The organism is Pseudomonas sp. R5-89-07 (assembly GCF_003851685.1).
In the GTDB taxonomy this organism is placed as follows: Bacteria; Pseudomonadota; Gammaproteobacteria; order Pseudomonadales; family Pseudomonadaceae; genus Aquipseudomonas.
Genome location: NZ_CP027727.1, coordinates 4,050,189 through 4,072,962, shown reverse-complemented (window position 1 = coordinate 4,072,962; position 22,774 = coordinate 4,050,189). Strand labels below are relative to the sequence as shown.

The following is a 22,774-nucleotide window of genomic DNA, read 5'->3' as shown; positions in this document are numbered from 1 at the left end:
CAGCTTTCATGTTGAATACGTCGAAGATCAAAAATACGCTCCGCCCCGGACTGTTTGGCGGGTTGATGTCATTGGCGGGCACTGCCATGGGCGCCGGTGATATCGAGTTCAATACCGACGTTCTCGATCTGAGTGATCGCACTAATATTGACTTGTCTCAATTTGCGCGCAGCGGATTCATTCTGCCAGGCACTTACTCGATGGCGGTGCAGTTGAACGCCCAGCCTATCGCTGAACAATCGGTGGCGTTCTATCCCCCCGATAATGATCCCAAGGGCAGCCAGGCCTGTTTGTCGCAGGCGCTTGTCGAGCAGTTGGGCCTGAGAGTGTCCGAAGCCGGCAAACTCACCTGGTGGAGGGGCGGGGAGTGCCTGGATATCACCAGCATGCCGGGCATGGAGGTCAGTGGCGACCTGGCCACCGCGACCCTGAGCATCAACCTGCCCCAGGCTTACCTTGAGTACAACGCCCTCAACTGGGACCCGCCGTCGCGATGGGACGAGGGGGTGCCGGGGCTCTTGCTCGATTACAGCCTGACGGCGCAGTCCAACTACCAGAAGGACGACGGCCAGCGCAAAAACCTCAGTGGCAACGGCACCGTCGGGGCCAATGCCGGCGCCTGGCGTCTGCGGGCCGATTGGCAGGGGCGCGTGGAGAATGGCCGGCAAGAGGCGGCCGGGCCGCAAAAGCTGGAGTGGAGCCGTTACTACGCGTATCGCGCCATTCCAGCGTTGCAGGCACGCCTGGTGGTGGGTGAGAGCTACCTGTATTCGGACCTGTTCGACAGCTTCCGTTTCACCGGTGCCGCGCTCAATTCGGACCAAAGCCAGTTGCCACCGAATTTGCGTGGTTACGCGCCGGAAGTGGTCGGCGTGGCCAAGACCAATGCGAAAGTCATCATCAGCCAGCAGGGGCGTGTGCTTTACGAGACCCTGGTCGCGGCCGGCCCTTTTCGCATTCAGGACCTCAATGATGCGGTGACCGGCAGGCTGGATGTGCGGGTGGAAGAACAGGACGGTTCGGTCCATACCTTCCAGCTCAACACGGCCGGGGTGCCTTACCTGACGCGCCCAGGCCAAGTGCGTTACAAGCTGGCGAGCGGGCGACCGTCCAATCTGCAGAACGGCTCCGATGGCGACTTCTTCGGTACCGGCGAGTTTTCCTGGGGCGTGAGCAATGGCTGGTCGTTGTTCGGTGGCGGCATCACCGATAACAACTATCGGGCCTTATCCGTGGGCGCCGGCCGGGATTTGCTGGCGTTCGGCGCTGTCTCGCTGGATGTGACGCAGTCCCATGCCTCCGTGTGGAACGAGACGCTCTCGGGAAAATCCTACCGCCTTCAATATTCCAAGAACTTCGAACAGTACGACAGCCAGGTGACGTTCGCCGGCTACCGCTTTTCCGAGAAGAACTTCCTGAGCATGAGCGAGTACCTGGATGCCCGGCATTACGGGTTGAATGGCGAACTCGGCGGGCGTGGCGATTATCGGGACCCCGAAGAGGGCTGGAAGCCTATCGGCGGCAGCAAGGCGCTGTATACGGTGACGGTCAACAAGCAGTTTCGTGACCTGGGCGCCACCGTCTACGCCAGCTACAACAAGCAAACCTACTGGGACCGGCCCGACACCCATCGCTGGAACCTGTCGCTGTCGCGCTACTTCAATGTGGGCACGGTCAAGAACATGAGCCTGTCCCTGAACATGTACCGCACCCAGGAATATAACCACAAGGATAACGGCATGGCGCTGACCGTCAGCCTGCCGTTGGGGCGTACCGGCACGCTGTCACTGGATGCCAACCGAGCCGGCGGCAAAAACAACCTTGCAACGCGCTACAGCGATCGCCTCGATGAGCGTAATAGCTACCAGCTCAGTGCCAGCGACACCTCCGCCAGCGGTTACCTGAGCCATATGGGCGACAACGCCGACATCGATGTGAGCGCCAGCCGGCAGCAGGGCGGTTCCAGCAGCCTCAGTGTGTCTGCACGCGGCGGCGCCACGCTCACGGCCTACGGTGCCGCGCTTCATCGAACCACCAGCACAGGCGGCACCCGCCTGATGGTCGATACCGCCGGCGTGCCCGATGTGCCTGTACGCGGTTACGGCGCGCCGACCCGCAGTAATGCCTTCGGCAAGGCGGTGATCTCGGACATCAGCAGTTACCAGCGTACCGCCGCCAGTGTTGATCTGGAGCGCCTGCCAAGCAATGTCGAAGCGACTCAATCCGTCACGCAATTGACCCTGACCGAAGGGGCGATCGGTTATCGCGCGCTGGACGTGATCGCCGGTGAAAAAGCCATGGCGGTGCTGCGCCTGGCGGATGGCACTGCGCCGCCCTTCGGCGCGACGGTGAAGAACCTCAAGCAGCAGGACACCGGCATTGTGAATGATGGCGGCCATGTCTACCTGAGCGGCATCCAGGCCGGCGAACAGATGAGCGTCAGTTGGGGCGGTGACGAGCGATGCATGCTCACGCTGCCCGCCACACTGCCCGCCGATGGTTTGACCGACGCCCTGCAATTGCGCTGCCAGATGGTAGCCGCCGACCCATCCTTGCCCGAGCCCGCCGGGCTGACCGGCAAGCCTAACGATACGGAGAACACAGCCTCATGAAACCGACCACAGGTTCCACTTTCCCGGCCTTTGCGCTGTTGGCCCTGGCCTTGAGCCAGAGTGCCAACGCAGCGGTGGGCCTGGACCGTACCCGCGTGATTTTCGACGGTGGCAAAGACGCCACCAGCGTGAACATCACCAACAACAATACCCAGCTGCCGTATCTGGCCCAGGGCTGGATCGAGGATGAAGCCGGTCAGAAGATCACCACGCCGTTGATCGTGCTGCCCCCGGTTCAGCGATTGGAGCCGGGTAAGCAAAGCCAGGTGAAAGTCCAGGCGTTGCCGGCGGCCAAGGCGCTGCCGCAGGATCGGGAGACGGTCTACTACTTCAACCTGAGGGAGATCCCGCCGCGCAGCGATAAGTCCAACACCCTGCAGATTGCCCTGCAGACGCGCATCAAGCTGTTCTACCGACCGCAAGCCATTGCGCCGAGCCAGCAGGACCTGTCCAACCCCTGGCAGGAGAAGCTGACCCTGACCCGTGAAGGCGATCAATACCGGGTAAATAACCCTACGCCGTACTACGTGACCCTGGTAGATGCGCGCAGCAGCAAGGACGGCAAGACCGTGCCCGGCTTTACGCCGCTGATGGTGCCGCCCAAGGGCGCCCTGACGCTGGGGGCCACGGCCAAGGCACTGGGTACAAGCCCTTACCTGGCCTATGTCAACGATTATGGCGGGCGCCCGGTGCTGGCCTTCAGTTGCACGGGCGACACTTGCACAGTAAACCCGCAGGCCGCGCCGGCGAATGAGTGATGCTGCTGGAGAACGCCATGAAGTCGCAAAAAGTGAAGGTCCTGGGTGCCCTGTTATGGGCCTTGGCAGTGGGTGCCTACGCCGAGGATGAGGAAGATATCGAAGGCATGAGCGGCATGCTCAATGTGCTCGGGTCCATGCATGAGTCGCCTTGCAGCCTGGAGATGACATCGGTGCACCAGACCGTCGATCTGGACGCGGTGTCGACCAGCCAGTTGCAACGCCCCGGTGACCAGGCGACCCCCAAAGCCTTTCAACTGCGGTTCAGCGATTGCCTGCGTACCGCCGGCCGTATACGCAATGAGCGCACCGGAAACCTGACCTGGAGCGCATACCAACCGGTGCTGTCGGTCACGTTCCAGGCGCCGGCCGATGCCGATGATCCGCGGCTGGTCAAAGTGCAGGGCATCACCGGCATGGGCCTGCAGTTGACCGATGCTCTGGGCCGGGACGTGCAATTGGGCGCACGGGGCCAGCCGCTGTTCTTGCCGGTGGGCCGCAATATCCAGACCTGGAATGTCTGGCCCACGCGCACTGCGGCGCCGTTGACCAGCGGGGCATTCAGGGCCGTGGTGGATGTCAGGCTCAATTATGACTAAGGGTGCAATGATGGCTAAATCAATCGGCTGGATCACCGGCGGCATGTTGCTGGCGGTCAGCCAGGGCGTACAGGCCGAGACCAGCTTGACCATTCGTGCGGTGATCATCGCGCCTCCGCCGTGCGTCATCAACGGTGGCAGCACCCTCGACGTGCCGTTTGGCAATGACCTGCTGACGACACGGGTCGACGGGGTCAACTACCGTCGCGATGTGCCGTATACCGTCACCTGTGATTCACCGTTCAGCAATGCGCTGACCCTGGAACTCAAGGGGACGGTGGCGTCATTTGACAGTCGCGTGCTCTCGACCCGCAAGGCCGATCTTGGGGTCAAACTGTTTGTGAATGGCGCGGACTGGCCGCTGAATACGGCGGTGAATTTTACCTACCCCAATTTCCCCGTGGTGCAGGCGGTGCCGGTCAAACGCGCGGGCAGCAAGCTGACCGGCGGGGCCTTCGATGCCACCGCGACCCTGGTGGTCGATTACCAATGATGGCTACCACTGATAACACGGCCATTAACAAGAAGAGGAACGACCCATGACAGCTTGGCAGCCACGAGCGTTGTTCGCCCTGTGGGCCATCGGCCTGTGCAGTGGCGCGTCGGCCAACGTGACGTTCAGCGGGACGTTGAATGAGCCGCCCCCCTGCACCATCGATGCGGGCAACACCATTGAAGTCGACTTTGGCGATGTCGGGGTAAAACGCGTCGACGGCGTGAGGTATCGCAGGGGCGTCGGCTACGCGATCAACTGTGGCACTGACACGCTGCCGTGGGCGCTGAAACTGAGCGTCAACGGCACTCCCACAGCGTTTGACGGTGCAGCGGTGCAGACCAGCGTGCCTGCGCTGGGCATTCGGGTTTTTCAGAATAACCTGCCATTTTCACTCAATACGCCGCTGGATATCACCCTGTCATCACCGCCGACATTAGAGGTGGTGCCGGTGCAACAGCCCGGCGCAACGCTGCCTCCCGCCGGGTTCACAGCGGTGGCCACGTTGTTGGCCGAATACCAGTAGGAGCTGAATCGATGCGATATCAAAGGGTTCAAAAGCACGGCCTGGCACTCCTGCTCATCTGCGGTCTGATCCCCATGGGGCACGCGGCGGACAATCTGCGTCTCAAAGGCAACCTGGTCGAAGAGGCCTGCACCCTTCGCCCTGGCGACGAGGCCGTCAGGCTGGAGCTCTGGGACCTCACCAGCAAGTACCTCTATATCAACACGCGATCGGTGGGTAAGCGTTTCAAGCTGCACCTGGAAGACTGCGACACCACGATCGGCAACTCGGTGACCATCACCTTCGGCGGTTTAGAAAACCGCGAGCTTCCCGGCTTGCTCGCGCTGGACGGTGGCAGCGGTGCCTCTGGCATCGGCGTCGGCATCGAGACGCTGAGCGATAAGCCCTTGCCCCTCAATACCGTCAGCGACAGGCAGGTGTTGAGCGACGGCAGCAATGCCATTGAGCTCAAGGCTTATGTGCAGGGCGAGCCGACAGCCATCGCGGAACAAACCATCGGGCACGGTGCGTACACGGTGACCTCAACTTTTACGCTGGACTATCCATAAGCTTTGACTGGGTAGAGCAGAGCAACGAGAGATCAAAATGAAACGACTATTTGGAGCCCTGGCGCTTGTCCTTCTGTTTTGTACAGCCACCACCGCGAAAGCGGCCCAATGCAGTGTGAACGGAGGCCCTTGGCAGCAGATCGATACGGGTGGAACACTGAATCTACAAGTACCCGTGACGGTTCAGCTCAACTCGGATAGAACCCGTATCTTCCTTCAAGGGGTAAGGCTGAGCTGCCGATTCACGCCTTATTTTGGATGGCCACCTTCTTATACGGACTACTGGGCAACTGCAATTCAAGCGGGCGCTCCCTGGACGCCTGGCCCGAAATTCTCCAATCATGGTACGGGCCTGCTGATAAACGGAAGGTTTCTGAACACCCCCGTGCCCTATGGGATTCGGGTGGCTACGATGCCCAATAACACATTGGGTGTGCCTATTGATGTGACGCCCTATATTTTGACCAGTAATAATCCGAGCAACCCGATCAAAATCGAGATAGGCGACATCCTCGGCGTCCTACGTCTCAACCAGACCAATAACTACGATCAAAGCCGAACTGGATTGGCGCTCACATACACCGCCGCCAACCGGTTCGAAATTTCCCCATCAACCTGCACGATCAACAACAACAACCCCATCGAGATCAATTTCGGCAACGTGCACCAGCGAGCGATAGGCACCGATCCGCTGACATCTTCCATCATCAGTAACCGCAGGCTTACCTATTCATGCCCGGATGGCGGGATCAATACACCCATCACCATTACCTACAAAGGCACCCGCACCGCATTTGATTCACGCTTGCTGACGATGACCAATGCTGACGTGGGCACGGCCCTTGTTCGCGACGGAGTTCCCGTGCAGGTCAACGGTTCGTTCCTTACCCGCATCACCAACAGTACGGGCGCAGACGACGTGACGTTTTCGCTGGTACGTCGGGCGGGTTCGTTGCCGGCTGCCGGCCCCATCAGCGGCAGCGGGGTGCTGGTGATGGGCGTGCCCTGAACACTGTTATACCCAAAGCGCACCGCATGCCCCTAGAATGCTGGTTCCACCTCCTCTGGCATTCGGGGCACTCATGCACATTTCTTCGGGCCGCTGGGTCTACGGTTTTTTCCTGACCCTGCTGACCGCGCTGCTCTGGGGCATTCTGCCGATCAAGCTCAAACAGGTGTTGCAGGTGATGGACCCGATCACCGTCACCTGGTTTCGCCTGATCGTGGCCGGCAGTTGCTTGTTTATCTATCTTGCGGCGACCCGGCGCTTGCCCAGCCGCAAGGTGCTCGGCCCCAAGGGCCCTTGGCTGGTGGCGATGGCCGTGTGCGGGCTGGTGGGCAATTATGTGTTGTACCTGGTGGGGCTTAAAATGCTCAGCCCCGGCACCGCGCAACTGGTGGTGCAGATGGGGCCGATTTTTCTGATGGTTGCCAGTGTGTTTGTGTTCAAGGAGCGTTTCAGCCTGGGGCAGGGTGTAGGCCTGGTGGTGTTGATCGTCGGCTTCGGGTTGTTCTTCAACCAGCGCCTGATGGAACTGCTGACTTCCATGGGCACCTACACCGCAGGCGTACTGACGGTGCTGCTGGCGACCACCATCTGGGTGTTCTACGCCCTGGGCCAGAAGCAGTTGCTGACGGTGTGGAATTCGCTGCAGGTGATGATGGTGATCTACCTGTCATGCGCCGTGTTGCTGACGCCCTGGGCACACCCGTTGGAAGCCTTGCAACTGAGCCCGTTGCAGGGTTGGCTGCTGCTGGCCTGCTGCATGAATACCCTGGTGGCATACGGCGCGTTTGCCGAGGCGCTGGCCCATTGGGAGGCCTCGCGGGTCAGTGCGACCCTGGCCCTGACGCCGTTGGTGACCTTTGTTGCGGTGGCGTTGGCGGCGTGGCTGTGGCCGGAATTTGTGCAGGCCGAGGAGATCAATGCCCTGGGGTATTTTGGCGCGTTGGTGGTGGTGACCGGCTCGGCGATGGTGGCGCTGGCGCCGTCGCTGATGGCCGGGCTCAGGGCTCGGCGATTGCGCATGGCTTCATGATTTCGATCCAAATGTGGGAGGGGGGTCGCCCTAATGCCCGTCTGTAGGAGCGAGCTTGCTCGCGAAAAACGTCCAGGCAACGCGTTCATTCTGGATAAACGCGATTGCTCTGAATTCTTCGCGAGCAAGCTCGCTCCTACAAAAAGCCTTAACTGGCTGGCATTAGGGCTTGCCCCTCACACATTGGGCTGTTAGTGCCCGGCCTCCAGCATATTCTCCGGGCGTACCCACTGGTCGAACTGCTCATCCGTGAGATAGCCCAGCGCCAGTGCCGCTTCACGCAGCGTCAGCCCTTCGGCATAGGCCTTCTTGGCGATCTGCGCGGACTTGTCATAGCCGATATGCGGGTTTAGCGCGGTCACCAGCATCAGGCCGCGCTCCAGGTGCTCGGCCATCTGTTCGGCGTCAGGCTCAAGACCCGCGATGCAGTGCTCCTGGAAGTTGTTGCACCCATCGGCCAGCAGGCGGATCGACTCCAGCAGGTTGTGGATGATCACCGGCTTGTACACGTTCAACTGCAGGTGCCCCTGGCTCGCCGCGATGCCGATGGTCACGTCATTGCCCAGTACCTGGCAGGCCAGCATCGACAGCGCTTCGCACTGGGTCGGGTTGACCTTGCCGGGCATGATCGAGCTGCCTGGTTCGTTGGCTGGCAGCTTGACCTCGGCCAGCCCGGCGCGCGGGCCGGAGCCCAGCAGGCGCAGGTCGTTGGCGAGTTTCATCAGCGCCACGGCGAGGGTTTTCAGCGCACCGTGCAAGGTCACCAGCGGCTCGTGGCCGGAGAGGGCGGCGAACTTGTTCGGCGCGGTGACGAACGGCAAGCCCGACAGCGCCGCCAGCTCGGCGGCAATCGCCTCGCCAAAACCGTGGGGCGAATTGAGCCCGGTGCCCACAGCGGTGCCGCCCTGGGCCAGCTCGCACACGGCGGGCAGGGCGCTGCGGATGGCGCGCTCGGCATAGTCCAGCTGGGCGATAAACGCCGAGACTTCCTGGCCGAAGGTGATGGGCGTGGCATCCATCATGTGCGTACGGCCGGTCTTGAGCAGCTTCATATGCCGCGCCGCCAGTTCCGCCAGCCCACCGGACAGCACAGTGATGGCCGGCAGCAACTGCTCGTGCACCGCCTTGACGGTGGCAATGCTCATGGCCGTGGGGAAGCAGTCATTGGAGCTTTGCGAGCGGTTCACATGGTCGTTGGGGTGCACCGGGCTCTTGCCGCCGCGGTTGTTGCCGGCCAGTTCGTTGGCGCGGCCGGCGATCACTTCGTTGGCGTTCATGTTGCTTTGGGTGCCGCTGCCGGTCTGCCACACCACCAATGGGAATTGGTCGTCGTGCTGGCCGTCGAGGACTTCGTCGGCGGCCTGTTCGATCAGGCGGGCGATATCGGCGGGCAAGTCGCCGTTGCGGTCGTTGACCCGTGCCGCGGCCTTCTTGATCAGGGCCAGGGCATGCAGCACCGCCAACGGCATGCGCTGTTCGCCGATGGCGAAGTTCACCAGCGAACGTTGGGTCTGGGCGCCCCAGTAAGCGTCATCCGGGACGTGGACGTCTCCCAGGCTGTCGGTTTCGATACGGCTCATCGGGCACACTCCTTCAGGTTCGTTTGCGCAGTTTAGGCTGTGATCGGCCCGGTGGGTTCCAAAAAACACGCTTCATCGGATTTGCACCGCGCAAAACCAGGCCCGACAAGGCCTGGGGTTGAGCCGCGAGGTTTTTTAGGCGCAGAATGGTCGCCCTTGGGGTCTTACCTCGCCTGCTAGAAAAGGAAACTCGATGACTCGTCTTCGTGCCATCTGTACCGCGGTTGCTCTGGTTTGCGCCAGCGGCCAGGTTTTTGCCGATACCGCCAGCCACAACGCCAGTGCCGAAGCCTTCCTTACCCTGGCCCACGCTGACAAGCTGGGTACCCCGGTGTACATGCAAGTGCAACAAATGTTCGCCCAGCGTTTCGAACAGACCAAGGCGCCTGCCGCCAAGCAGTCGGTTCTGGACAGCTACCAGGCCAAGGCCAATGCCGCCCTGGACCAGGCTATTGGCTGGCCGAAGCTGAAGCCGGACATGGTCAAGCTCTACACCACCAACTTCAGCGAATCGGAGCTCAAGGACCTGGTTGCCTTCTACCAGTCGCCGCTGGGCAAGAAAGTCCTGGAGAAAATGCCGCAACTGACCCAGCAATCGGCCCAGATGACCCAGGCCAAACTGGAAAGCGCCGTGCCGGTAGTGAACAAGCTGCTGGAAGACATGACCAACGAGCTGGCGCCCAAGGCAGCCGCACCGGCCAAGAAGAAGTAAACAGGAATGACCATGCAACAGCGTATCGAAACGGCACTCGCCGCCCTGAGCCCGCAACACTTGAGCGTGCTGGATGAGAGCCACATGCACAGCCGTGGGTTGCAGACCCACTTCAAGGCCGTGCTGGTCAGCCAGCAGTTCGAGGGGCTCAACCGCGTCAAGCGCCACCAGAAGGTCTACGCCAGCCTGGGTGACCTGATGAGCGAGTTTCATGCGCTGGCGCTGCATACCTACACGCCTGAAGAATGGGCGAACATCGACGCAGCGCCGGCCTCGCCGACCTGCGCCGGCGGGCATTGAGCGCAGCCTCGACCCGCGCGAGCGGGTCGAGGCGATGCCAGTACCCGGATACACAAAACATCCTCCAGCACCACCTTGCACCACCCACCGACCCCTAGGCTTTCAGGACTACTTATTCAGCAATAAGGTCTTGAGGTCATGTCTGATTCCGTCCATCGAAACACGCCGTCCCTGGCCGCGGTCGACCCGCGTGGGTTAATTGTTCGCAACATCGGCTACCACCGCGCAAGTGCAGCGGACGAGCCGCAGGTGCGCATTCATCGTCAGGTGTTGGGCAGTACCGGCTTGCTGACTGAGCAATGGGACCCACGTTTGTTGCAGTTGTCACGCTCACAGCTCGACACTGCGCCCAACCAACGCACGGTCTATAGCCTTGGCGGGCAAGCGCTGCGCACCCACAGCGTGGACGCGGGCTGGCGGTTGATGCTGATGGGCGAAGCCGGGCAGTTATTGGAAGAATGGGACGGGCGGGGCGCTCACCAGGCTCATCACTACGATCAATACCTGCGGCCGGTCGCCGTCTTCGAACAGGCGGCCGGGGACGCGCAAGCGCTGTGCGTCGAGCGTCTTGCCTATGCTTCATCCTCGGATGAAGAGGCTGCACGCAACCGTTGTGGCCGGGTGATTCGCCACGATGACGGCGGCGGCTCGTTGTTCCATGAAGTGTATGGGCTGCACTCGGAGGTTGTGCAGCAGACACGACGTTTCAGGCAGGCGGGTGCCGCGCTGGATTGGCCGCAGCCCGACACACAACGCGAGCTGCGCCTGGAGCCCGAGACGTTCCAGACATCCGTTGGGTTTAACGCGCTGGGTGAGCGCCTGCATCACACGGACGCCAAGGGCAATCGGTTCGACTACGCCTACGGCATTGACGGGCAACCGGCGAGTATCTACGTGACGCCCAGGGGCGGCGCGCGTAAGCAGGTGCTGGGCGAGCGCCACTACAACGCCGTCGGCCAGGTGCTCAGCGAACGCGCCGGCAACGGCGTTGTGCGCGCCATGCAATACCGTGAGTTCGATGGTCGCTTGGGGCAAATGACAGCTCGTCTGCCCGGACCATCGGGCGCGGCGCTGCAAGACCTGCGCTACGACTATGACAGCGTCGGCAACGTCGTGCGGATTGACGACCTTGCCCAACCGACACAATGGTCCAGCAACACCCAAATCAGTTCGGCCAGCCTCTACGAGTACGACACGCTATCCCAACTGACCAAGGCCACCGGCCGCGAAACCGCCGGCAACACGGGAGGCCCGGCGTTACCGGCGCGCCTAGCGTTTGGCTCGGCTGACGACAGCGTATGGCGTCGCTACACCCAGCGGTTCAGTTATGACGCCGCCGGCAATGTGCTCGCGTTGCACCATGTGCCCAGCAGCGGCACCGGCTTCACACGGCAGATGAGCGTGGCCGCAGGCAGCAATCATTTTCTGCCGCAGGTCGATGGCAGGACGGTGCCGGGGTTGGGCCAGGGCTTTGACCGCAACGGCAATCTGCAAGCATTGGCAGGCGACCACAAAATGGGCTGGGATGTGCGCAATCAACTGGTGCGCCTTACGCAAGTACGGCGCGAGGGCGGCAACGACGATGAAGAACGCTACGCCTACGATGCCACCGGCCAGCGTATCCTCAAACGTCGGGTCTCCCAGGCCCGGGGTGTGGCGCATACCGCCGAGGTGCGCTACCTGCCTGGGCTGGAAATTCGTCATGACAGCGCAACGGGTGAGCAACTGAATGTACTCAACCTCGATGCCGGTACAACCACCGTCCGCGTGCTGCTTTGGGATCGCCACCCTTCGGGCGCGCGCCAGGACGCGCAGATCCGTTACGGCTTGTCGGACCACTTGGGCAGCAGCTGCCTGGAGCTGGGCGAGCAAGCGCAACTGCTCAGCCAGGAAACGTATTACCCCTACGGCGGGACCGCGTGGTGGGCGGCGAAAAACGCCAGCGAGGCGAGTTACAGGTTTATCCGTTATTCGGGCAAGGAGCGCGATGCCAGCGGCCTGTCCTACTACGGCTTCAGGTATTACGCACCGTGGTTATGCCGCTGGATCAGCCCGGACCCGACCGGCGATGCCGATGGCTTGAATCTGTACGCCATGGTTGGCGGTAACCCGGTTACCCAGATCGATGCGCAAGGGTTGGCCGCCACACCGGCTCTGGAGGCGCCTCGGGACAACCCGATACGCAGGCTTTCCATTACCCGTCGTCTCGCGAATATAGGGTGGATCATGCGCCCGAGAATACAAGCGGCCTCGTCGGCCGCGATTCGCGATGGGTTATCCACCTACATCGCCAATGCCGTCGCGACGGGCGTCGATCTGGCGATATTCGGCAACATCCAACCCACGCCGGAACGCAATCAGGCCTTGCGTTTTAGCGTCGCGGCGCTGGATGCCGTGGCCACGATGCATATGAGCACCGGTATCGCGGGTAACTGGACACGCCTTGCGCCACACATTGGGGCTATTTCGGCTGGCCTCGTGGGCAGTGCTTATGCCCTCCAGTTCGACACGCCGAGCGTTCAAGCCGAGGAAGGCTGGGACCCCGTGGCGGTGCAGCGATTGAGCGGGCATGTCCGCTCGCTCTCCAGGGAACTGGTGCAGCAGATCATGCGTGGGCACGGCACTGGCGCATCCTGGGGCAGTGCGCCCCTGAGGGCCAGGGTCGGCCGCACCGCCGGCGCGACGGCGGCGTACGCGGTTGCGACCGTCGCCAACGCGGTGTACGGCGGGGAAGTGCCTGCGCTGATGCAAGCCAATGTGTCACCCGCAGTTGAAGCCTACGGCGGGGCGATGGGAACGATGATTCGCAGCGGCCACCCCATGGCTGTTCACGATCCCCATGGCCTGACCGTGCAGGCGCCGGACCCAGCGGCGCTGGTGCACGGCGGGCTGAGCAGAATGTTCAATCAGGTGTGGACGTACTGGGCCGCGACTGGGGTCGAGGCCTTGGCCGTTGCGCTGACGGGCCTACCCCAGGCCGCGCAAAGCGTGGGCACGCGCAGGATGGTCATGGCGGCCCGCGGGCTGATCGCATCACTGACCGAATGGCGCGGCTTTTTCGTCGCGTACGCCAGGCGCGGGTACACAACCTTTGCCGCGAGCTGGAGCACGGCCCGACGCCCCTGACGAGACCAGGACTGGGCCGCTCGCGGCCCATTCCCATACCTTTCGCGTGAGGCGAACGTCGTGCGGCTACCTGAGCCCTCAGGCGTCGCCAGTCTGTATTGGGCCGGGATTCAGCTCGTCATAGGTGTCGTTTTCATCCTCATTGACGGTATACCAGGCCCAATAGGTGGTACGCCGCATGAGACCCGCGGCGGTGAATGTCTGGGTCGGGCGCCCGAGAGGGTCATACAATTGCCGGTCGCTGTGGCCCAATTCGCGCATGGAGTGATCATTGACGTAGGCATGGCTGTTGGCGAAGTAGGGGCGGTAGAGGCGTATGACCAGGCCCTTGTTGTTGTATTCGACACGCTCGCTGACGCGCCAGCGCGGATCGGCATGCACTCGGCGCAGCTGCTTCTTCACGATGCCGGATGCATCCGGCAGCTCGTCGACCAACAGGTTGCCCTGCTCGTCGACCGCATGGGCCAGGCCTGGTTCGGTCTTCTGCTTGGTCTGCAATGAACGGCCGAAGCCATCCCAGCAGGTCAGGGTCATGCGCACCTGTTGTTCGGCATCGCCGGGGTAGCGGTCGGCTTGCAGCATGAGCCCGTGTACCGGCGTGCGGCTGGCCGCATCGATCAACGCCTTGAGTTGTTTTTCGCTGTCGTTGAGCGGTAGGCGACTGCCGCTCAGGCGCGCTCGCGCGCTCCTGCGGATATACCCGCCGGGGAGCAGATAGGCTTCGGTAATCCACTCGGGCTTGACCTGGGCCAGGTCGATGCTGCCCATCCAGCTGAACGGGGCGTAGCAGTGCGCGCTGGCCATGTCTTGCAACACGCTTTGCGCCTGGTCGATGGCAAGCTCGGGTGTCACGTTGTTGAGCGGGCGGTAGCTCTCCAGAGCGGCGAACCCCACTCTGAGGCTTTGTTCATGGCCGTGGAAGCTGCTGGCAAGCAATTGCCCAAAACCGTCATAAAGCGCCTCTTGAACAGTACCGTTTGGGTCAACGATTTTTGTCGGCAGCAGCAATCGGTAGTCGTATTCGGCTTTGGTCACGCAGCCGTCGGGGGTTTTTACCAGCAGGGTTTGCAGCGAGTAGGGGTCATATTGGAGGGTCGTTTCTTTGTGGGCCTCGGTGGCCCGCAGCGCCCTCAACCGGCAAAACCGGCTGGGCTTGTCATAGCGGGGAAAGTGGCGGCGAATCGACCACAGGCGGTTTTCCCCCGGCGGCGCCTCGCCGTCGAACAGAAAAAACATCGTCACGGTGTGATAGCCACAGTCGGTGAGCTTTTTTACCAGATCCACCGTGGGTTGGTTGGGCATGGCCGGGATGTCGTTATAAGCATTCAGGGCCTGGTCATCCAGCTCGGCGGTTTCCAGGTAATCGGCCAATGCCTGGGGCGTGGCGACGCCGGGCTCCAGGGTTTTACCGAGGCCACCGGCCTGCCGGTAGCGCTGCACCGACAAGCCGCTCAGTGTGCGCTTGGCCCCCGCGGCCAGTGGTCCGTCGCGGGTGTCAATGAACAGCTCATAGGCGATACGCGCAGGGTCCAGCCCGCCAGGGGCCGGCGCCTTGCCGAGCACCAGGGCGTTGTGGCGTTGGCGGTAGGGTAAGGCCAGGCACCACTGCTGTGCGTCGTCCAGGTGTATCGGCTGCGCCAGCGTTTCGCTCAGGTAATAGAACTGTTGCGCACTGTCATGGGTATCGCGCCACCAACGCTGCTGGTGTTCATTCGGGAGCACGGCGGGTGGCGGGTCGTCGGCGCTGGCACGGCGGGCATAATGCAGGGTCACGCCATGCGCCAGGCAACCATAGGCATCCCAGCGCAGGTTGATCTGGTGTTGGCAAACCGGGTCGTCTGCTACGCCTTCGTACTGATAGCTGATCGACTCCAGAGCCAATGGCAATAACCGGGCGTAGGGCGTGTGGGCAGTGGCCGGCGCAAGTTCGCGCACCAGATACCGCTGATGCTTGACCGAGTAGGGCACGACGTCGTGCGCCGGGTCCGCCGGCATTACTTCCGTGCGCAGCACCACGCCACTGAGTGCCCGAGCCACTTCGCGGGCCAGCGCTGGCGCAGGATCACCGATCAAGTCGTCATGATGGTCCAGCGGTTGCGCCTGAGCCGTCGCCCTGTAGCGGCTGACCAGCGTGTCTCCCGGGGCCTTGGCATGCGGGTCGTGAGCGCTATGGCCGAGGGTGGGCATGTCGAGGGATCGTCCGGTATGAAACCAGGTTTTGCTGAGCACGGGGGCGCTGGAACCCGGCGTGCGGGGAGCATCCTTGCGGCTGTCGGTGTCGGTTTGCAGCAACAGCCCGAAGCCACGGAACTCGCGGTCCAGGCGGTCGTAGTAAGCCTGGCGATAGCTCACGCGCTGGGTCCGTTGGTTGCCGGTAATCTCGTCCTGCTGGGTGTGTTGGCTGACCAGCAGCAGCGCAAAGGGTAGCTGGCTGATCGCAGGTTGCCCCTTGGCTTGCAGCTCGCGTTTTTCGTCCAGCCACTCTTGGGCACTGCTGCGATATCCGATCAACGCCTGGGCGCCCATGTTGTTGTTGGTACCCCTGAGCAGCCAGGGCTTCTGGCTGAAGAAGTCGTAGCGCCAGTGGATGGGGGTCTGGTGAGCGGCGGTCAGGATCAGGCTCGGACAGCCCAGGCCGAGCACGTCGATAACGCTGACCTGGCAGTAGTCGTCGTATTGCACGCCCTCTGGCCATGGGACGCTGATCGCCTCTGTCTCGAAGCCGTTGCCGCCTTTGTTGAGAAAAATAAGCAGGTGAGTGGTGGTCAAATACAGTAAGTCTGCCGCGCCACCGCCATCGAGGTCGACGAGCAGTACATGCGCCGCGTTGAACGTTCGATAACGCAACGGCAATGTGGCCAATACAAACCCCTGGCCAAAACGGCCGCGACCCAGGTTCGGCCAGCATTTCACCTCGTTATGGCGGATACGCACCAGATGCTGTTGGCCCGTGGCGAGCACGTCGCTGAACGCCACCAGTTCGTTGGGCGAGGAAGAAATGATCGGCAAGCCATCGTCGTGATCATGCGGTACGTCGGTGGCGGGTGCGAAGCCGGCCGCTCGGCGATTTTCATACAGGCGCACGCTGCGCGGGCCGATCATCGCAAAGTCATGCCGGCCGGTCCCCATCAAGTCAGCGAGCATGCCCTGGGGGTGGAAGATCTCCGACGGGAAGGCATCGAATGACGTATAGGTTGACCAGTTGCGTTGTTCGTCCAGGCTGAAAAAACCGTTCATCCCGGGCGCGGCCACCATCCAGTCCAAACGCCCGTCGCCGTTCACATCGGCCAGCGCCTGGTGGATTGGCCGGGTGCTGTCGGCCACCGGCACCCGCGTCAGCTCTGCGGCCGCGCCGTAGCTCACCTCGTCGCTGGTGGCCGCGTGTTGCGGCCTGAGCGGTTCACGGTAATACCAACTTTTGTCTGCGCGGTACAACACACCGGGCAGGCCTTCGCCATAGAGGTCCACCAGTTGATAACGCGTGCCGTCATGCTGCCTGGGCAACGCAGCGAATGCCTTGTAGCGGCCAGGGTCAATCTTGAGCTGGCTCGACTGATAAAAGCACTCCAGCGGCGGGCGGCTCACGCGATTGCCGGCGCTGTCGAAGGCCTGCTCATGAACCCCGCCCAACAGACTGACATGCCTGGGTAGGCGGTATTCCAGCAACAGGCGCTTGACCAGCACCGGGTCGGCGCCCATTCGCGTTTCTTTGGGGAAGTGGTGAAACATCAGGACCTGGCTGCAGCGGCGCAGGGTGCGCAGCTCGAAACCGAAGGAAAAGTCCGAGCAGGGATCGGGTCGTTCTGGCCATGCCCGGATTTTCCGATACGTCGGACGCTGATCCAGTTCAACGGCGCGTTCGCCGTAATCAAAGATCAATTGAAAATGCCAGCCCACGTCCGGTTCGTTGTTGGTCTGCCAGAGGTAAAGCTGCTCCCGTTCCCTGGCGGTGAAGTTGCCGTAGCAGACGCTTTCCAGGTAGTGCCTGGCGCGACAGTCTCTGGGGTAGCGCGCGGTATCGGTTTCTTTGATGTAGTGATAATAAATGTGCTCACCGCGGGCATTCAGGCTTTCCTGCAACAACCATTGCGCCACATGGTGCGGCTGGTCCGGATCGGCAATCCGGGCCAGCGGGGTTTTTCCGTAAAAGTGCTGGCTGCCATCGGCACTCTGTACCAACCAGAAGCCGGCTGTGTCAGTTGCCGATTGCCAGTGCTCGATGCGGTCGAAGCGGCTCTCGACCCTGGGGAAGTGGCGGGTCACCGTATAGGTGATGGGCAGTGGCAAGCCATTGAATAAGGCGAGTTGGCTGCTGCTGATTGCGCCCTCGGCGTCGCGTTCCGGTAACCACATTTGCCCATCGGGGCCCACCAGCACATCGTGCATCGTGTAGCTAGGCACGCCATGGGAAGTGCGCCGGCTGACGGCAGGCTGGGGCACCCCCCAGCCCAGGCCGAAGGGGCTGTTACCCGCGCCGCTGTGGTAGCTCAGCGACATGGCCGGCGCGTAGCCACGCCCTGGAGAGATGGGCAAGGCAATTTCAAAGCTTGCCGTACCACTGGAACCGATATCGCCCCAGCCCTTGCCGGTACCCTGGATGGCCGCACCGCCCTTGGGCAGGGCTGGCGGATTGACCTGTAGCTTGAAGGTGTCGTCGCTCATGCCTTACCCCCACTGGCAGCCGCCGCCCTGGCGGTGTAGCGCAGGTGAACGACAATATCGTTGATGGATTCCAGGACGGCTTTTTGCCGGGCCGGGTTGGGGAATTCCAGGGTCCAGTCGGAGATAGCCCCGGTGTATTCGAACGGCAAGTAACGCTCGTTGTTATCGAACGTGAGGGTGAACAGGCCGTTGTCATCCAGCCCGGTGGACAGTGCGATTTGTTGATGGGCATGCATGTCCGTGCGCAGCTGGCCCGTGGGCAATTCGATTTCGTTGCGGGTCTGGGTCAGTATCGCTTTGATGTCTTCATAGGGGCCCAGGGTCGCGGGCAACGATACGCTGATGCCTTTGATCCGTCGCAGGATGTGCCCGGGGTAATCCTCGTCAAACAGTGCTGCGGGCAATTTGAAGCACAGCGTGCCTTTGCTGACCAGTTGCTGTTTATGCACGGTCCACTTGTCTTCGGTAGTGGCGGGCGGTGTCTGGGAGGTGCCGGTTGAGGGTGGGGATATGTCGCACTCGATCAGGCGGTGACGCAGGGAAATGGTCTTGACGATTTCCAGATCCCGCACGTTATGGTTCAAATAGGCGGTGTTCATGTTCAACAGCGACAGTTTCAGGGCTTCACCCGCCAGATAGCCACGGTAGTGGTTGTTCCAGGCACCGGGCTGAATAAACGTGCGCTCATAGTCCGCGATCTCGTACTGCCAGCACGCCTGGGCGCTACGGCACAGGGAAAGGCTAAGGTCATAGACCTGGTAGTAGAACGTGCTCAATTGGGAATTGAGCCAGTCATACAGCTGTGCTTTGGTATAGCGCTTGGCCAGCAACTGATAGTTCGACCAGGCCTGGGCCAGGGAGGTCTCGGCCAGGCGCAATTGCAGGCGCGTGGCTTTTTCCTGCTCGGCATAGGCGTTCAATTGGGCGTCGACCTGGGCCAGTTCGAGTCGGGCCTGATCCTGGGCGTGGGCCCACTCTTGCGCCCGGCGGTTGAATTGTTCGGAACGGTCCAGGTCCGCAGCGGTGCCGCGCAGCGCTGTGGCAACACCCTGGGCAATGGCCTGGGCGGCATAGAACGGCCCTTCCCAGCGCGAGCCGCCGACACTCGTACCGAAGATATTCGGTGCCACCATGGCCATGCCGGCCCCTGCGGCGGCGACGCAGGCGGCGGTGTCGTACCCGGTGCTCATCAGGTAAAGCAAGCCTGCCTGGGATTCGCCGGGGCTGATGCCTTCGCTGAGCTGATGGGTGTAGTAGTGCATCCGCGATTCGATCATGCGTCGACTGGCGTCGAGTGCCTGGCGGTTCTTCGCGTCGACCTTCAACGCCTGGGTTTGCTGGGTCACGATGATGTTGGCCAGGTCCCACGCTTGTTGTTGCTGCAGCTCCAGGTATTCCGCCTGTTCCTTGCGTTCAACCAGGGTCAGCACCGTATTGCCGAATTGAATTACCGCTTCGGTGGCCGTGAGTGCGTGGCTCAACATCACCTGGAAGCGATAATGGCCGACCTGCGCGTCGATGAACGGCGCTGCACGGCTTTCGCCAAAAGCCCCTTTGCCTTGGCTGGCCATCAGTGTGAGAGGCGACAGCGGGGCCGCGTAGAGCGGCAGGCGCAAGGGCTTGCCGGTGATGTCGAGATTGTGCCGCAGATTATGCAAACGACTTTCGAGCTTGTCCCAGCGCGCCACCAGCTCGGTGTTGAAAGGCACGCGCAGATTTTCGGTGGCCGTGAGCCAGAGCCGCGCTTCGCCTTCGACCGATAGATTGACGTCGATTTCCAGCTTCGTTCGCTCGAGTTCTTCCAAGGCTTTAGAGCCCTGCGTTGCCAAAGTGGCAAGGGTGATTTGCGCCCACGGCTCAGTGGTAATGACCCTGGGACGAGTGCCAAGGAAATGGTGGACTCGGGTGTACCAGAGTTTGGCTTGGGTCAGGCTATCCGGAGTGAGCTGGCGATAGTACGCATCGCCGCGATTGAGCAGGATATCCAGATAAAACAGGTAGATCGCCTTGCGAAAATGCACGGGTGCGCGTATCGCCAGTTCGTGCGGATCGTCGCTGATGTAATCGGGCAGCCGTTCGTCAAGGGCGAGTCTGCTCAAGCCCCAAAAGGCAGGCCGGTCGCTGGAAGTGTCGGCGGCTCGCCCAGGGTCGAACAGATAGCCGAGCCAGGCTTGCGCTTGGGCGTACTGTTGCTCTTGATTCAGGCGATGGGCTATTAGCCAGGGCACGTACAGGAACAGCTCCCAGAAGTACTTGCCGTAAGCACCGTTGAAGTCGATGCCTTCTGCTGCACCGCCACGTGCAAGTGGAGGCTCTTGCCAGGTTTTTGGCGTTAACGAGAACAAATGGTCAAGGCCGATATTGGCCGCCTGGACCAGCTTTGCGGCAAAACAGGTATTCATGCGCAGGGTGGTGGACATGCCCGCAGGGAGGCTTGCCGAACTGTTGGAAAAGTCAATGAATTCGGCGGTGCCGATTGTTTCCGATGCGAGTGTCTTGATTGTCGGCGCCAATTGCTGGTTGGGCGTGGGGTCAGAAACAGATGTCGTCAGCTTCAAGGTTGCCGTATTCAATGCATAGCCGAGGATTTTCGTGCCGTTCTCGCTAGGCTCAAGGGTCACCACCCCATGTATAAGGGTGATGCCGGACATTAGTTGCTCCTGTGTTACCTGAAGGCGCGTCGTGACCCGGTGTCCTTCAGGTAATTCGGGACTTGAGCCGGTGAGGCTTTCGTGAGCCGTGTCCTGAAAATTGATGATCCGATGCGTATTGGCATTGATCTCGCTGGTAAATGGGTAGTCTTCGAAGTTCGCGCTCATGATGACGTGTTTGTAGGCGCGTAAGTTAGACGTGGTCACGTTTGCTCTTTGGATAAACGTATAATTTTGTGCATGTAACTTGTTTTTTTTTTCACCCTCTTGCTTGGCAATGCCATAACGTGTAAGGGCGAAATGGAAGTTTTTGTTTGTATATAAATCTACGAAAGCGTTCTTCTCGATGAAGTTACCTTCCAATGAGAGCTTTTTTGAGTCGTCCTGCTCTAATTTATGGGAAAAGAGTGGCCCGTCAGCATGATGGACAGCGTTGGGGAATTCCTCCAGCGTGTTCGAATTTCTTAGATATATTGAATAAAGATTAGTTTTCAGGTTTGTATCGGCATCTTCGATGACAGAGCCCTGGCTCAGTTCCATTCGTGTCGTTTTTGGGTCATCCAGCGCATCATTAGTCGTCAACGTGATAGTCATACCCGCCGGTTTGGATAATGTGACGGTGTACGGATGGCGGAAACTGCCACTGAGGGTAGAAGAGAACACAAGTTCTTGGGTGCTTGAATCGAAGAAAACGTTAGTGCTGTCGGAGTTTTTTATGTTTGTCTGTTTTTGTTCAAAATTCCAATGCTCTTTGTTTTTGAAAACCCGGTGCGGTGTTATGCTAATCGTTTGCTCGACTGTCGGCGCTATTTTGAACTGCAAGTTGCCCTGGTTTTTGTGGGCAAAGAGGGTAAGAAATTGCCGGGCGCTGTCGGGCAGCAATTCGCTGTAATACCCGTTGGTACTTTGCACCTCACCTTTGAGTATGGTTTGTACTCTGGTTTTCTGGGACGGATCGAAGGGTTCCAGTAGCCGGTTTATCTCTTCGGCCACCGCTGAACCGGGCAGCACGCTATAGCGCTCCGGGCTGCCGCCGTCGGCGACGGTGATGAGATTGAAAGACTGGTCGAGATGGACGGCCTGGAAAAATTTGCCGATAAAATTATCCTGCTGTTTAGGATCTTTGCGGCTGGTGGCAAGCACGCTTAAAAAAAGCACAGGCGTGCTGCTACTGTCGACGACGGCTACCGTTTGGGTAATGCTTTTGAGCAGCTCATGGGACGATGCGTTTACGTCTTCAGTCGCGCAATATTGCTCAATGCATGTATGGGGCACGCTCCAACTGCCTTCGTGCTTTTTATACGAGAAATTGAGCCGGAATTTGACGTAGTGGGTGTTGATCCAATCGGCCAGTTGCTCCTTTTCCTCCGAATCCCGTTGCGCCGGCTTAAACGAACTGGACGGGGTGGGCTTGATGCATTCGGCCCAGATGAAAAATAGCCGGCCATTGAAATACACCGGCCGGATACTTTGCTCGGCGGTGGCGTCGGAGATCGACAGGTTGATTTTTTCCCAGTCTGACCAGGCGCCCGGCAAAAGCACCGCGCCGGAGCGCCTGGACAGGTCCAGAGCACGCCAGTGATAGGTGTTCTCGGAGCTCGACTTACCGACGAAATAATAGGTGCCGCTGTGCAGGCTGCTCAAGTCTGCGTCGATATAGCCGTTGATCGTGCGTATGTTGGCGGTTTCCTCGAACCTGCTCAGATAATGCTGAACCGCCGTGGCGACGGTGTCCGCTTGAATTCGGTACTGGCTGAGGTCGTTTTCCAACTGTTGAAAACTGTCGGTCTTATCACGTCGTAATGTGGGGTCCAGATAGTTCGCCGGGTGGTAGCGCAGTTGCTGATTGGCATGCCACAGCGGGTAGGTGTGCAACTGTTCGCGCCAGAGCTTGCCCTGTTGCGCGGTCATGCCCTGGTGTTCGTAGCCCGGCTCCAGGCCCAGTTCAATACGGCTGATGTATTGCTGCAGGCTGGAAATGGCGCAGGCTACCGGACTGGTTGGCACGGCCTGGCTAACTTGGACGTCGAGTAACCAATACGCGTAAAGGTCATCGGCAGTGCTGATAGTTGTCTTCAGGGCAGCCGGCACTTTATGGGTGAGGTAGTACGCGAGCATGGCATCGCGCAGGCTTTCGTTAAGTTGTTGGGCAAGTGAATGGGACATGA

The 22,774-nt window shown here is 60.8% G+C and carries 14 protein-coding genes; 11 read left to right on the top strand and 3 right to left on the bottom strand.

The features are described from left to right. Positions 1–8 precede the first annotated feature (8 nt). From C4J94_RS18540 to C4J94_RS18505, 8 genes are all read left to right on the top strand, one after another. Complete coding sequence (locus tag C4J94_RS18540; RefSeq protein ID WP_164485594.1) at positions 9–2,612, top strand: outer membrane usher protein; 2,604 nt, start codon at positions 9–11, stop codon at positions 2,610–2,612. After that, entirely contained in the window at positions 2,609–3,370 is a 762-nt protein-coding gene (locus C4J94_RS18535) for a fimbria/pilus periplasmic chaperone (protein WP_124387491.1), read from the top strand. The genes C4J94_RS18540 and C4J94_RS18535 overlap by 4 nt, the downstream gene beginning before the upstream one ends. 17 nt (positions 3,371–3,387) lie before the next feature. After that, positions 3,388–3,969 (top strand): fimbrial protein, encoded by a 582-nt coding sequence (locus C4J94_RS18530; protein ID WP_124387490.1) that lies wholly within the window; start codon positions 3,388–3,390, stop codon positions 3,967–3,969. A 10-nt stretch (positions 3,970–3,979) separates the two neighbouring features. Continuing rightward, positions 3,980–4,462 carry a fimbrial protein gene (locus C4J94_RS18525; protein ID WP_124387489.1) on the top strand — a complete coding sequence of 161 codons (483 nt, stop codon included), beginning with the start codon at positions 3,980–3,982 and terminating at the stop codon, positions 4,460–4,462. Positions 4,463–4,508: 46 nt separating this feature from the next. After that, positions 4,509–4,988: a fimbrial protein gene (locus tag C4J94_RS18520; RefSeq protein ID WP_124387488.1), complete on the top strand. Its 480-nt coding sequence runs from the start codon at positions 4,509–4,511 to the stop codon at positions 4,986–4,988. Positions 4,989–4,999: 11 nt separating this feature from the next. Beyond that, entirely contained in the window at positions 5,000–5,536 is a 537-nt protein-coding gene (locus C4J94_RS18515) for a fimbrial protein (protein ID WP_124387487.1), read from the top strand. Between the two features lie 37 nt (positions 5,537–5,573). Beyond that, on the top strand, positions 5,574–6,545 hold the full coding sequence (locus C4J94_RS18510) for a fimbrial protein (RefSeq protein WP_124387486.1): 972 nt from the start codon (positions 5,574–5,576) through the stop codon (positions 6,543–6,545). Between the two features lie 73 nt (positions 6,546–6,618). Then, on the top strand, positions 6,619–7,575 hold the full coding sequence (locus C4J94_RS18505) for a DMT family transporter (RefSeq protein WP_124387485.1): 957 nt from the start codon (positions 6,619–6,621) through the stop codon (positions 7,573–7,575). A gap of 191 nt (positions 7,576–7,766) precedes the next feature. On the opposite strand, the gene C4J94_RS18500 is transcribed toward C4J94_RS18505, so the two are convergent. After that, the gene (locus C4J94_RS18500) at positions 7,767–9,155 is read right to left on the bottom strand and encodes a class II fumarate hydratase (protein ID WP_124387484.1); all 1,389 of its coding nucleotides are present in this window, start codon (positions 9,153–9,155) and stop codon (positions 7,767–7,769) included. Between the two features lie 193 nt (positions 9,156–9,348). Here C4J94_RS18500 and C4J94_RS18495 point away from each other — a divergent pair, with 193 nt between their 5' ends. From C4J94_RS18495 to C4J94_RS18485, 3 genes are all read left to right on the top strand, one after another. Continuing rightward, complete coding sequence (locus C4J94_RS18495; RefSeq protein WP_003175221.1) at positions 9,349–9,867, top strand: DUF2059 domain-containing protein; 519 nt, start codon at positions 9,349–9,351, stop codon at positions 9,865–9,867. 6 nt (positions 9,868–9,873) lie between these two features. Beyond that, positions 9,874–10,167: a BolA family transcriptional regulator gene (locus C4J94_RS18490; RefSeq protein WP_124387483.1), complete on the top strand. Its 294-nt coding sequence runs from the start codon at positions 9,874–9,876 to the stop codon at positions 10,165–10,167. Between the two features lie 138 nt (positions 10,168–10,305). Further along, positions 10,306–13,293 carry an RHS repeat-associated core domain-containing protein gene (locus C4J94_RS18485; RefSeq protein WP_124387482.1) on the top strand — a complete coding sequence of 996 codons (2,988 nt, stop codon included), beginning with the start codon at positions 10,306–10,308 and terminating at the stop codon, positions 13,291–13,293. Between the two features lie 78 nt (positions 13,294–13,371). Here C4J94_RS18485 and C4J94_RS18480 read toward each other — a convergent pair whose 3' ends face one another. Together C4J94_RS18480 and C4J94_RS18475 are read right to left on the bottom strand one after the other, a co-directional pair. Then, positions 13,372–17,955 carry a SpvB/TcaC N-terminal domain-containing protein gene (locus tag C4J94_RS18480; RefSeq protein WP_124387481.1) on the bottom strand — a complete coding sequence of 1,528 codons (4,584 nt, stop codon included), beginning with the start codon at positions 17,953–17,955 and terminating at the stop codon, positions 13,372–13,374. Continuing rightward, complete coding sequence (locus C4J94_RS18475) at positions 17,952–22,772, bottom strand: neuraminidase-like domain-containing protein (protein WP_124387480.1); 4,821 nt, start codon at positions 22,770–22,772, stop codon at positions 17,952–17,954. The genes C4J94_RS18480 and C4J94_RS18475 overlap by 4 nt, the downstream gene beginning before the upstream one ends. Positions 22,773–22,774: the final 2 nt, after the last annotated feature.

Excerpts from the sequence above, each read along its gene's own strand:
- C4J94_RS18540 (WP_164485594.1), top strand. The coding sequence starts at position 9 with ATGTTGAATACGTCGAAGATCAAAAATACGCTCCGCCCCGGACTGTTT.
- C4J94_RS18535 (WP_124387491.1), top strand. The coding sequence starts at position 2,609 with ATGAAACCGACCACAGGTTCCACTTTCCCGGCCTTTGCGCTGTTGGCC.
- C4J94_RS18530 (WP_124387490.1), top strand. The coding sequence starts at position 3,388 with ATGAAGTCGCAAAAAGTGAAGGTCCTGGGTGCCCTGTTATGGGCCTTG.
- C4J94_RS18525 (WP_124387489.1), top strand. The coding sequence starts at position 3,980 with ATGGCTAAATCAATCGGCTGGATCACCGGCGGCATGTTGCTGGCGGTC.
- C4J94_RS18520 (WP_124387488.1), top strand. The coding sequence starts at position 4,509 with ATGACAGCTTGGCAGCCACGAGCGTTGTTCGCCCTGTGGGCCATCGGC.
- C4J94_RS18515 (WP_124387487.1), top strand. The coding sequence starts at position 5,000 with ATGCGATATCAAAGGGTTCAAAAGCACGGCCTGGCACTCCTGCTCATC.
- C4J94_RS18510 (WP_124387486.1), top strand. The coding sequence starts at position 5,574 with ATGAAACGACTATTTGGAGCCCTGGCGCTTGTCCTTCTGTTTTGTACA.
- C4J94_RS18505 (WP_124387485.1), top strand. The coding sequence starts at position 6,619 with ATGCACATTTCTTCGGGCCGCTGGGTCTACGGTTTTTTCCTGACCCTG.
- C4J94_RS18500 (WP_124387484.1), bottom strand. The coding sequence starts at position 9,155 with ATGAGCCGTATCGAAACCGACAGCCTGGGAGACGTCCACGTCCCGGAT.
- C4J94_RS18495 (WP_003175221.1), top strand. The coding sequence starts at position 9,349 with ATGACTCGTCTTCGTGCCATCTGTACCGCGGTTGCTCTGGTTTGCGCC.
- C4J94_RS18490 (WP_124387483.1), top strand. The coding sequence starts at position 9,874 with ATGACCATGCAACAGCGTATCGAAACGGCACTCGCCGCCCTGAGCCCG.
- C4J94_RS18485 (WP_124387482.1), top strand. The coding sequence starts at position 10,306 with ATGTCTGATTCCGTCCATCGAAACACGCCGTCCCTGGCCGCGGTCGAC.
- C4J94_RS18480 (WP_124387481.1), bottom strand. The coding sequence starts at position 17,955 with ATGAGCGACGACACCTTCAAGCTACAGGTCAATCCGCCAGCCCTGCCC.
- C4J94_RS18475 (WP_124387480.1), bottom strand. The coding sequence starts at position 22,772 with ATGTCCCATTCACTTGCCCAACAACTTAACGAAAGCCTGCGCGATGCC.